Raw genomic sequence first — 10,922 nt, 5'->3', positions numbered from 1 at the left:
GCCCCCCCCCCCCCCGCCCCGGGCCGCGCCCCCCGGGGGGGGCCCCCCCCCCCCCCGGGGGGGGGGCCCCCCCCCCCCCCCACACCACCCGCACCACCGCACCGGCAGGACCGCACGACCAGGCACGACCAGGCACGACCAGGACCGCACCACCCGGACCGAGCAGCCGGTCCGCACCGAGGAGTCGCCCCATGCCCGACCTCACCGTTCCCGACCCCACCACGCCGGCCCTCACCGCCCTCGACCCCGCCGCCCTCGATCCCGCCGAACTGATCGGCCGTCACACCTTCGACGAGGTCTGGGGGATCCTCGTCGACGGCAGACCCTGGCCCGGACTCGGCCCGGGCGAGCCGCTCACCCTGCCCGTCCGCCACGGCGACGTCCGGGTGGACACCCAGAACTCACTCGCCGGCCTCGGCCCCGCCTGGGGACTCGGGCCGCTGCACGACATCGGCGACGAACAGGCCCGGGAGGACCTCGAACGCGCCACCACCGCCACCCACACCTTCGTCGCCCAGTCCGTCCGCGGCCTGCACCTGCCCGCCGTACCCCACTGGGCGATCGAGGCCGGCGGCAGCGCCGCCGAACGCTTCCTGCTGCGCTGGCGCGGCACCGCCGAACCGCAGCACGTCCGCGCCGTCGACGCGTACTGGTGCTCCGTCGCCGTCCACCCCGTCGACACCGCCACCACCACGGCCCGGCTGATCGCCTCCACCGGCGCGGACGTCGCCACCTGCCTGTCCACCGCGGTCGCCGCGATGGCCGGGCCCCGCCACCGGGCCGTCCCGGCCGCCGTGCTCCGGCTGGTCGCCGAGGCCGAACACGGTGCGGACGTCCGGGCGGTGGCGCGGGCCGCACTGGTCGACGGGGAGGCACTGCCGCTGTTCGCCGCACCGGCCGCCGGTCCGGCCGCCCGGCGGGCCCGGGCCCTGCGCGCCGCCGCGGTGCGGACGGCCGCCCCGCGCGACGAGGCCGCGGCCCGGCTGGAGGAGGCCGTCGCCGAACTCCTCGCCGAGGGCGGCGCCGCCCCGGCCACGACCGCGGCCGGCCCCGAGTACTGGGCCGCCGTCCTGCTCGACTCCGCCGACGTCCCCGTCCACCTCTTCACCGCCCTGGCCATCTGCGGCCGCACCGCCGACTGGTCCGCCCACATCCTCGACCAGAAACGCACCCGCCGCCCCGTCCCGACCGCCGCCTGACGGCCCGTCGGGGTCGACCGGGCGACGGGACGGGAGGAAAACCGATTGCCCCGGGCGGAGGACGGCCGACATGATCGCCTGCATGTGTGACCACGACCGGAAGGGCGGCCGCCGCCCGTCCCGATGACCGCCGCCGTGCCGCAGCCCCGAGGGGCGGCGGCACCGCACGCGACGCGCCGTCGTGCTCCACGTCCCGCCGCAAGGCCCAGCCCGGCGGGACGTGGGTGCCCGCCCGTCCACTCCGGAGCAGACTCATGACCACCGAACTCGCCAAGGCCCGGGACCTCCTCGACTCGGGCGATCCGCAGGGCGCCATGCGCACCCTCCGGCACGCCGCCGACTCGCTGGCGCCCGCCGACTGCGCACCGCTCGTCCGCCGGCTCGCCGAGGGCGCCGGATTCGAGGACCTCGCCGAGGCGTCGGCCGCCGTCGCCGCCCACGCCGACCGGCCGGACGTGCTCTACGCCTACGGCTACGCCTGCATCGAGCGCGGGGTGTCCGACCTCGCCGTGCCCGCCCTGCGGGAGGCGCTGCGGCTGGCCCTGGCGCCGCGCCGCGGCGGGCTGTTCCGCCGCGCACCCGAGACGCGGACCGCTCCGCAGCAGATCCTGCTGGAACTCGCCGTCGCGCTGGAGGACGAGCAGCGGCACGCGGCCGCCGTCGAGCTGCTGACCGAGCACGACGGTCTGCTGACCGACTGGCCGGGCCGCTACCTGCTGGTCCACAACGCCCTGATGGACGGCCGGCTCGACACCGCGGGCCGGGTGTTCGCCGGCCTCGGCGAGCCCTCGGAGACCTGGCGCCCGGCGGCGGACCGCGTCCGCCGCACGCTGCGCCGCTCCGCGGACGCCACCCCGGCCGACCGCCGCGACCTGCGCGGCTGGCACTACACGCTGACCGGCGGCCTGCTGGCGACCCTCTCGCCCTACGGCTTCGCCGACGGCATGACCGGTCGCTGGGCCTTCTACCAGGACGGCTTCGACGCCTGCCGCCGCGGCCTCGACCGGCTGGCGGTGGTGCTGGAGGCGACCGGGCGGCGGCCGGCCTCGGTGGCGCTGCGGCCCGACCGCGGCAGCCGGGCCCTCGGCCTCGCCGCCGCCCGCCTGCTCGGCCTGCCCGCCGCCCCCTACCGGCCGGGCACCCCGGACACCCTGGTGGTGGCGTACGACCTGAACGCGTGCGAGCCGGAGGTGCTGTCGGCGCTGCGCGACCGGGCCGACGGCGAGGTGCTGTTCGAGCACGCCACCTGCTGGACGGACACCCCGGCGGTCTCGGCGGACGTCTGCACCCTGCTGGTGCAGCACGTCGTCGCGCCCTGGGAGCCGTCGCTGCGGATCGGCGACTCGGGCGAACCCGAGCGCACCCCGGCGGACGACCGGACGGCCGAGGAGCTCGCCGAGGAGATCTGCGCCGCCGAGCCCGAGCCCGACGAGGGCGACGGTGCCACCCCCGCCGACCCGGACGAGCTGCTCGCGGCCTTCGCCGCCCGGGTCCGGGGGAGTTGGCTGACCGGGCCGCGCGACCGGGTGCGGTCGGCGGGCCCGGTGCCCAGCTCGAAGTTCGCCTGAACCGGCGGGGCGGGTCGGACGGCCGACCAGCCCCGGCCGCGTGCTGCCGGGGTCAGCAGACCTTCTCGGCCGCCCGTGCCCCGGGCCGTTCACCGGCGTTGGCGCCGGCCGTGGCCGTGGCCGTGTCGGTGGCGGCGCCGTCCATGGCCGTGTCCGCGGTGTCGGTCGTGGCGGCCGGTGCGGTCGGGCCGCGGCCGTGCCGGGTGCGCAGCAGCCACCAGCCGGTGGCCGCGGCGACCAGCAGCAGGGCGCCGGAGAGCCAGGCCGCCACGTTGACGCCGTGCACGAAGGCGAGCTGCGCGTCGTCGAGCAGGCGGGCGCCGAGCGGGCCGGGCAGGGCGGCCGCGGTCTCGACCGCGCCGCCGATCGACTCGCGGGCCTGCTCGCCGGCGGCCGCGTCCACCCCGGCCGGGACGGTCACCGCACCGGCGTAGATCGCGGTGACCACCGAGCCGACCAGCGCGATGCCGAGCGCGGTGCCCAGTTCGTAGGCGGTCTCCGAGACGGCGGAGGCCGCGCCGGACTTCTCCGCCGGTGCGGCGCCGAGCACCAGGTCGGAGGCGAGGGTGTAGACGACGCCCTCGGCGGTGCCGACGGCCAGGAAGGACGCGCCGAGCAGCAGGTAGGTGCTGTCGCGGTGCATCAGGCCGAGGACGGCGATGCCCGTGCCCATGGCGAGCAGGCCGGCCGTCAGGGTGGCCCGGGTGCCGAACCGGCGGGCCGCGCGGGCGGTCAGCAGGCCGCCGACCACCGCGCCGGCGAAGGCCGGGAGTTCGGCGATGCCGGCCGACAGCGGGGACAGCCCGCGGACCAGCTGCAGGTACTGCGACATGAAGAAGATCACGCCGGAGAGACCGATCAGCGAGGTCAGGGTGGCGACCACGGCCGCGGTGAACCGCCGGTCGGCGAACAGCCGGACGTCCAGCAGCGGGGTCTCCAGCCGCAGCTGCCGGCGGACGAAGAGGACCAGCGCGGCGGCGCCGACGACGAACGCGGCGGGCACCGTCCAGTGCTCGAACGGGCCGTGCGCCGCGGCCTCCTTGACCGCGTAGACGACGCCGATCACACCGGCCATCGACAGGGCGACGCTGGCGACGTCCCAGCGGCCCGGCCGCGGGTCGCGGGACTCCGGCAGCAGCCAGGCGCCGAACGCCAGCAGCAGGACCAGCACCGGCAGGTTGAGCAGGAAGACCGAGCCCCACCAGAAGTGCTCCAGCAGCATGCCGCCGATCAGCGGGCCGAGGGCGGCGCCGGCGGTGGCGCCCGCGCCCCAGATGCCGATGGCGGTGGCCCGCTCCCGGGCGTCCGGGAACAGCGCGCGGATCAGGGACAGGGTGGACGGCATGATGGTCGCGCCGGCCACGCCGAGCAGGGCGCGGGCCAGGATCAGCCAGCCGGGGCTCGGCGCGTAGGCGGCGAGCAGCGAGGCCGCGCCGAAGGCGGTGGAGCCGAACAGTAGCAGCCGCTTGCGGCCGATCCGGTCGCTGAGCGCGCCCATGCTGACGAGCAGCCCGGCGAGGACGAAGGAGTACGCGTCGCCGATCCACAGCAGCTGGGTGCCGCTCGGGCGGAGCGTCTCGCTGATGGACGGGATGGCGAGGGACAGCACGGTGGCGTCGAGGGCGACGAGGGTGACGGCCAGGACGAGTACGCCCAGGCCGGCCCAGCGGTGCTGCGCACGGGCCTGGACGTGTGTGCCGGTCATGAGGGTTCCGATCTCCTGAGGGCTCCGCCGAGGAACAGCTCGGTGAGCGAGTACGCGCCGTCGCGCGGGGCCAGTCGTCCGTCCTGGACGGCCCAGCCGACCCCGGCGACGAGGTCGAAGAAGGCTTCGCTGAGCCACCCGGCCGCGAGTTCGATCCGGAAGACGCCCTGCTGCTGGCCGCGGAGGAAGAGCGCGCGGACGCGGGCGTCCTGCGCCTCCCACAGGTCGTTGATCTCGGGGTCGTCGTAGAGCTGGTTCTCGCCGGCGAGGAAGGCGCAGAGCGCGGCGTCGGGGACGACGGCGTCGACCAGCCTGCGCAGGGCGGCGTCCGCCGGCCCGTCCTCGATCACGGCGGTGTCGCAGGCGTCCGCGAACTTCCGCAGGCTGAGCATGCCGACCTCGCGGATCAGCGCTTCGCGACCCGGGAAGATCCGGTGCAGCGTGGCACGGCTGATCCCGGCGGCGCGGGCGATCTCGTCGAGGTGGGCGGTGGGGCGGCGGGAGAGCACGCCCACGGCTGCCTCGAGGACGGAGTCGCGATCGGTGGCCATGAGCCGAGTGTAGAGCACGTGAGACATGGATGTCTCATATGTGAGCACCGAATCCTGCCTGAGACGGGTCCGTGCCGCCGCACGGCCGGTTCCGGGCAACAGAAAACCGGGGACGGCGGGTGCCGCCCCCGGTCGGGGAGGGGTGGATCAGCTCTGGTTGTAGAAGCCGCTGCTGTCGAGCGGGCGGTCGATCACCGTCACCTCGACGTCCGGCGGGGTGAGCAGGAAGACCCGGCGGGCGATCCGCTCGATGCCGCCCCGGGTGCCGAAGACCAGGCCGGAGGCGAAGTCGATCATGCGCTTCGCCTCGGGGTCCTCCATCTCGCTCAGGTCCATCACGACCGGCGTGCCGGTGCGCAGGTGCTCGCCGACGGTGCGGGCCGCCTCGAAGCCGGTCGGCTTCAGCGACACGATCTTCGCCGCGGGCGCCGGAACGGACGGCAGGGTGTCCTCGGTGTCCCACGCGTCGTCGTACGCCGCAGCGGGGTAGTTGCCGGAGGGCATCAGCCACCCGTTGTGGTGCTCGTCGCGAAGTGCTCCCATTTGCCGCGCCTCCCTCTCCCGACCCGTACGCGCCCCCCGTGGGCGTGTCTTTTTGACACGTCATCCACTTGTTGGAACTGTCCGAGTATCGCACTGATCACCGGTTCGGTGCCCGCACGCGACCGCCGTCCGGGTCGTGGCGCGCCCGATCGCCGGGTGATCCCGACAACCGGTGCGACGCCGCAGGTCGCCGGACGGTTCCGTGTGTAGACCATATGGGGAGGCAGCTTCGGGAAGTTGACGATCCGTCAACGAAGCTGTAACGGCGTCAACCCCTGCTCACTCCCCGGTGGCGCCGTCGATCCGCTCGCGGATCAGATCGGCGTGTCCGTTGTGCCGCGCGTACTCCTCGATCATGTGGACGAGGATCCAGCGCAGCGTGACCTCCTCGCCGCTGCGCGGCCGCTTGCCCACCGTCTCCGGCGGCAGCCCGGCGGCGGCCGCCCGGGCCAGCTCGACCTGGGTGCGGTAGGTCGCGAAGTCGGCCTCCACGTCGGCGGTGTCGACCTGGTTGAAGTCGCCGTCCTCGTCGTCCTTCGTCCAGAAGATGCCCTCCTCGAACTCCTGGCCCTGGAGGACGGAGAGGAACCAGTACCGCTCCACCTCGGCCATGTGCCGGACGAGGCCGAGCAGGCTGAGCGAGGACGGCGGCACCGAGCGCTCGCGGAGCCGGTCGTGGCCGAGGCCCTCGGTCTTCAGCAGCAGGGTGGCGCGGTGGTAGTCCAGCCAGGCGGTGAGCATGGCGGTCTCGTCGGCGGCGAAGGGCGGCTCGATGCGTTCGGTCGTCATGCCGGACATCCTGAGGCAGCGTCGGGAACGACTGCCACCGATTATCGGGCGTGTCGCGCCCGGCACCCGGTCCGTGGCGCGTCGGCGCGCCGCGGCCCCGGCCGGCCCGCCGGCGGAGCTGCCCCGCGGATCAGCCCGCGGCGGCCGCCCGGCGGGCGCGGAGCAGTGAGACCCCGCTCACCGCCGTCATCAGCACGACCGCGCCGGTGGACAGCAGGACGGCCGGCGAGGTCGGCGAGGTGGCGCTCGCACCGGCCACCACCGAGGCCGCGGTGCCCGGAAGCACCCCGAGGGCGGTCGCCGCGAGGTAGGGCGCCGGGCGCACACCGGAGAGCGCGCAGGCGTAGTTGGCGGGCTGGAACGGCACGCCCGGCACCAGTCGCAGCAGCAGCACGCTGCGGAAGCCCTGCTCGGTCAGCCGCCGTTCGACCGCGGCCGCCGCCCGGGCGCGCAGCAGCGGGCGGAGCGCGTCCCGGCCGAGGGTGCGGCCGAGCCAGAACGCCGCGGCCGCGCCCAGGGTCGTCCCGGCGACCGCGAGCGGCAGGCCCACCGCCGTGCCCAGCAGCAGCCCGGCGGCCGCGTTGAGCGCCGGCTTCGGGACGAAGGCCAGCGTGCCCAGGGTGTACACCGCCAGCGCGATCGGCAGCCGCCAGGGCCCGTGCCCGCCGCCCAGCGCGTCGACCGGGCTCCACAGCAGCAGCGAGGCGGCCGCCGCCGCGAGCACCAGCACCAGCAGCACCGGCCGCAGCCGGCCGGTCCGGCGGTCCCGTTCGGTTTCCTGGTCGTCCCGCTGGTCGTCCCGCTGGTCGTCCCGCTGCACGTCCTGCTGCACGTCCTGCTGCACGTCCTGCGCGGCTGCCGGCCCTGCGTCGCTCATGCCGGAACGCCCGTGAGGGCCGGTGCGCCCGCGGCCGCGCGCAGCTCCTTGAGCCGGCGGATGTCCTGGCCGTGCCGGGCACCCTCGACCCGGTCGGGGTCGTGCCGGCCGTCCGGGGTCTCGATGATCAGCGGGACGCCCGCGGTGTCCGGGTGGGCGAGCAGTTCGCCGAAGGCGTCCGCCCCGATGTGGCCCGCCCCGATGTTGGCGTGCCGGTCCTTGCGGGCGCCGAGCACGTCCTCGGAGTCGTTGGCGTGGACGAGCTTCAGCCGGCCCGGTCCGACCGCGTCCGTCAGCTCGGCCAGCATGGCCGCCGTCCCGCCCGGGGCGGCCAGGTCGTGCCCGGCGGCGAAGGCGTGGCAGGTGTCCAGACAGACCCCGACCAGCGGGTGGCCGTCCAGCGCGTCGGTGTAGTCGGCGAGGTCGGACATCCGCCCGCACAGCGAACTGCCCTGGCCGGCGGTCGGCTCCAGCAGCAGCTGCGGGGCACCGGCGCCGAACGCCCCGAGTTCGTCCAGCAGCGGCAGGACGTGCGAGCGGACGTGCGCGAGCGCCGCTGAGCGCGGCCCGCAGAGCGCCGAACCGGTGTGCACCACCACGCCCAGGGCGCCGATCGCGTGCGCACGGTGCAGCGAGTGCCGCAGCGACTCGGCCGAGCGCTCCCGGGTGACGGCCGACTCCGACCCGAAGTTGATCAGATAGGGGGCGTGCACGTACGCCGGGATGCCGAGCTCGGCGCAGGCCGTGCGGAAGTCCTCGTCGTGCCGCGGATTGCCCGGCGGGGTGGCCCAGCCGCGCGGGTTGGCGACGAAGACCTGCACGGCCTCCGCGCCGACCCGGGCCGCGTACGCCAGCCCGGTGCCGACCAGCCCGCGGCCCGCCACCGGCACGTGGGCGCCGACCGGATTGCGCTGCGCGGGGACGGCGACGGGGAGGTCCATGGCGGCGAGCATGCCCGATCCGGCCCCGCAGGCGGAAATCCGCCGACCGGCCCCGGCCCGCCGCCGGCTCTGCGATCATGTGCCGCGTCAGGCAACCTCCGCCCGTCAAGGAGCGGCGTCCGGTGCGTGCTGTCGGCGTGCCGGCCGGAAGTCCTCGTACTGGACGTACTCGGACTTCCGGCCGGTGCGGCGAGAGTGCGTGCCGGGCGTCGCGACGGGGCGGAGGTTGCCTGACGCGGCACATGCTGCCGTCGCACGTCGCCCCGTCGGCGGTGTGCCGTGCCGAGACCGAGGAGGACGCGGTGCTGCCGCCCGCCGACGAGCCCGTCCCACTGGACGGGGCCTTCCTGACCGACCCGCACGGTGCCTGCGCGGCCCTGCACCGCCGCGGCGCCGTCCACCGGGCGGTCGCCCCCGACGCCGCGCCGGTCTGGCTGATCACCGGGTACGAGCAGGTCCGCGAGGCGGCCGCCGATCCCCGGTTCGCCCTCGACAAGCGGCACGCCCGGAGCCGCGGCACGGCCGGCGACTCCCTGCCGCCCGAACTCGACGCCCACCTGCTCAACCGGGACGGCACCGACCACGCCCGGCTGCGCCGCCTCGTCGCCGCGGCACTCGGCCCCCGGCGCACCGAGGCGCTGCGCGAACCGATCCGGCGTGCGGTCGAGGAACTGCTCGACCCGGTCGAGGCCCGCGGCCGCGGGGACGTGGTCGCCGACCTCGCCGCCCCGCTGTCCGTCGCCGTGATCTGCGACCTGCTGGGCGTCCCGGCCGGACACCGGGTCGACTTCCGGGCCTGGACGGACACCCTGCTCTCGCCCGACCCCGGCGCCCCCGGACGCTCGCGCGAGGCGATGCGGGCCATGCACGGCTTCCTGGGCGAGCTGATCGCCCACAAGCGGGCCGCACCGGGCGACGACCTGCTGTCCGAACTGATCGCCGCCGAACGGGAGGGGCAGCCGGGGGAGTGCCCAGCGGGGAACAGCCGGGTGGCGAACAGCCGGGTGGGGGACGGCCCGGTGGGGGAGTGCCCGGCGGGGGAGCCGGGCCTCACCGAACGGGAGCTCCTCGCGATGGCCTTCCTGCTGCTCTTCGCCGGCTACCACAACACGGTCGCCCTGATCTCCGGCACCGTGCTGGCCCTGCTGACCCGGCCGGAGCACCTGGCGGCCGTCCGTGCGGGGCGGCTGGGCCTGCCGGCCGTGACCGAGGAGGTGCTGCGATGGGACCCGCCGGCCATGCTGGCCGTCCGCCGCTTCCCCACCGAGGACCTCACCGTCGCCGGCACCCGGATCGGCGCGGGCGAGCGGGTCTGGCTGTCCTGGGCCGCGGCCAACCGCGACCCCGCCCACGTCCCCGATCCGGACGCCTTCGACCCGGCGCGCCAGGGCCCGCCGCACCTCGCCTTCGGCCGAGGCCCGCACTTCTGCGCCGGCGCGGCCCTGGCCCGGGCGGAGAACGAGATCGCCGTCGGGGCGCTGCTGCGCCGCTTCCCGCGGCTGGCCCTCGACGCCGACCCCGCGGTCCTCACCCGGCGGCGGTCGCTGCGCAGCCGCTCCCTGACCGCGCTGCCGGTGCGGGTGTGAGGGCCGGCGGTTGTCCCGTCAGGCCAGGGTCTGCACGAGCGCCCGGCGGTCGGCGGTGTGCACGACCCGGCCGAGGGCGCCGTTGACGATCGGCAGGTACGGCGGGACGTGGCCGCACTCGACGTCCGCGAGGATCGGCACGCCGAGCGGCCCGAGGGCGTCCAGCACCGCCTCGTGCTGGGTCAGCGACCGTCCGTCGGGCGCGGCCGTGCGGCCGACCAGTACGGCGTTGGCGGCGTCGAAGAACCCGGCGAGCCGCATCCCGTGCAGGTTGCGGCAGATCGTGTAGGCGTCGTCGCCCGACGCCTCGACGTACACCAGCAGGCCCTCGGGGGCGTGCTCGCGGGCGAAGGCCGGGACGTCGCCGTAGGGCGTCCCCGCGATGTTGCACAGGGTCTCGATGCAGCCGCCGACGAGCCGGCCCTCGACGTCCAGCTCGCCGTCGCCGTCGAGGCGGGTCCAGGTGCCCCGGCCGTCGAGGACGAGCTCGCGGACCTCCGGGAACTCGGCGTAGTCGACCCAGCCGTTCACCCGGTGGCGGTCGGGCGGGGTCTGCGCGAAGCGGCCGCCCGCCGGCAGCGAGACGACGTCCAGCCAGGACAGCAGGCCCTCGGGCACCTCGTACGGGGTGTCCATCAGGTTGTTGCCGTGCAGGGTCGCGATCCCGGTCCGCAGGGTGAGCGGGGTCATCACGGTCGACAGGTCGGAGAAGCCGACCAGCCAGGCCGGCTCGGCGGCGCGGATGCGGTCCCAGTCGAGCAGTGGCAACAGGTCGATCGCGGTCTCGCCGCCCCACGGCGGCACCACGGCCCGCACGGCCGGGTCCGTCAGCATGTCCGTCAGCTCGGCCGCGCGCTCCGCCGCCGGCGCGCTGACGTGCCCGGATCCGTCCGTGCAGCGGCCGAGGACGACCTCGAAGCCGCGGTCCTCGACCGTGCGGACGGCCACGTCCAGGCGCTTGCGGAGGTTCTCGGGGACACCGCTGGAGGGAGAGGTCACGGCGATCCGGTCGCCGGGGAGCAGGGGCTGCGGGAAACGTATCGGCATGCCGGTGATCATGGCACCCGCAGCGGTGCGAGGGCGGGGCAATTCAGGGGGCGGCGATGCCAGGGGCGCGTGAGGTGCCCCCACGCGCCCCTAGTGGTGCACCCACCTTGTGGTGC

General features: G+C 75.9%; 10 protein-coding genes. 3 read left to right on the top strand and 7 right to left on the bottom strand.

The features are described 5' to 3' along the window. The first annotated feature begins 191 nt into the window (after positions 1-191). Positions 192-1,199, top strand: coding sequence for a citrate/2-methylcitrate synthase (locus tag ABD353_RS33890; protein WP_344627538.1), 1,008 nt, complete (start codon positions 192-194; stop codon positions 1,197-1,199). Positions 1,200-1,453: 254 nt separating this feature from the next. Then, positions 1,454-2,767, top strand: coding sequence for a hypothetical protein (locus ABD353_RS33885; RefSeq protein WP_344627537.1), 1,314 nt, complete (start codon positions 1,454-1,456; stop codon positions 2,765-2,767). A 52-nt stretch (positions 2,768-2,819) separates the two neighbouring features. On the opposite strand, the gene ABD353_RS33880 is transcribed toward ABD353_RS33885, so the two are convergent. The 6 genes from ABD353_RS33880 to ABD353_RS33855 form a co-directional block, all read right to left on the bottom strand. Next, the gene (locus ABD353_RS33880; RefSeq protein ID WP_344627536.1) at positions 2,820-4,472 is read right to left on the bottom strand and encodes an MFS transporter; all 1,653 of its coding nucleotides are present in this window, start codon (positions 4,470-4,472) and stop codon (positions 2,820-2,822) included. After that, the gene (locus ABD353_RS33875; RefSeq protein ID WP_344627535.1) at positions 4,469-5,023 is read right to left on the bottom strand and encodes a TetR/AcrR family transcriptional regulator; all 555 of its coding nucleotides are present in this window, start codon (positions 5,021-5,023) and stop codon (positions 4,469-4,471) included. Before ABD353_RS33875 ends, ABD353_RS33880 begins: the two co-directional genes overlap by 4 nt. Positions 5,024-5,170: 147 nt before the next feature. Beyond that, on the bottom strand, positions 5,171-5,566 hold the full coding sequence (locus ABD353_RS33870; protein WP_344627534.1) for a cell division protein SepF: 396 nt from the start codon (positions 5,564-5,566) through the stop codon (positions 5,171-5,173). Between the two features lie 279 nt (positions 5,567-5,845). Next, positions 5,846-6,355 (bottom strand): DinB family protein, encoded by a 510-nt coding sequence (locus ABD353_RS33865; protein WP_344627533.1) that lies wholly within the window; start codon positions 6,353-6,355, stop codon positions 5,846-5,848. Between the two features lie 130 nt (positions 6,356-6,485). Beyond that, positions 6,486-7,232 carry a TVP38/TMEM64 family protein gene (locus ABD353_RS33860; RefSeq protein WP_344627532.1) on the bottom strand — a complete coding sequence of 249 codons (747 nt, stop codon included), beginning with the start codon at positions 7,230-7,232 and terminating at the stop codon, positions 6,486-6,488. After that, complete coding sequence (locus ABD353_RS33855) at positions 7,229-8,173, bottom strand: deoxyribonuclease IV (RefSeq protein WP_344627531.1); 945 nt, start codon at positions 8,171-8,173, stop codon at positions 7,229-7,231. Before ABD353_RS33855 ends, ABD353_RS33860 begins: the two co-directional genes overlap by 4 nt. 242 nt (positions 8,174-8,415) lie before the next feature. Here ABD353_RS33855 and ABD353_RS33850 point away from each other — a divergent pair, with 242 nt between their 5' ends. Next, the gene (locus tag ABD353_RS33850; protein ID WP_344627530.1) at positions 8,416-9,759 is read left to right on the top strand and encodes a cytochrome P450 family protein; all 1,344 of its coding nucleotides are present in this window, start codon (positions 8,416-8,418) and stop codon (positions 9,757-9,759) included. An 18-nt stretch (positions 9,760-9,777) separates the two neighbouring features. On the opposite strand, the gene ABD353_RS33845 is transcribed toward ABD353_RS33850, so the two are convergent. Continuing rightward, positions 9,778-10,806: a S66 family peptidase gene (locus tag ABD353_RS33845; protein WP_344627529.1), complete on the bottom strand. Its 1,029-nt coding sequence runs from the start codon at positions 10,804-10,806 to the stop codon at positions 9,778-9,780. Between the last annotated feature and the right edge of the window lie 116 nt (positions 10,807-10,922).

Source organism: Kitasatospora arboriphila (assembly GCF_039528095.1).
GTDB lineage: Bacteria > Actinomycetota > Actinomycetes > Streptomycetales > Streptomycetaceae > Kitasatospora > Kitasatospora arboriphila.
The sequence above is the reverse complement of the archived record's forward strand: the minus strand, read 5'-3'. Positions and strand labels throughout refer to the sequence as shown.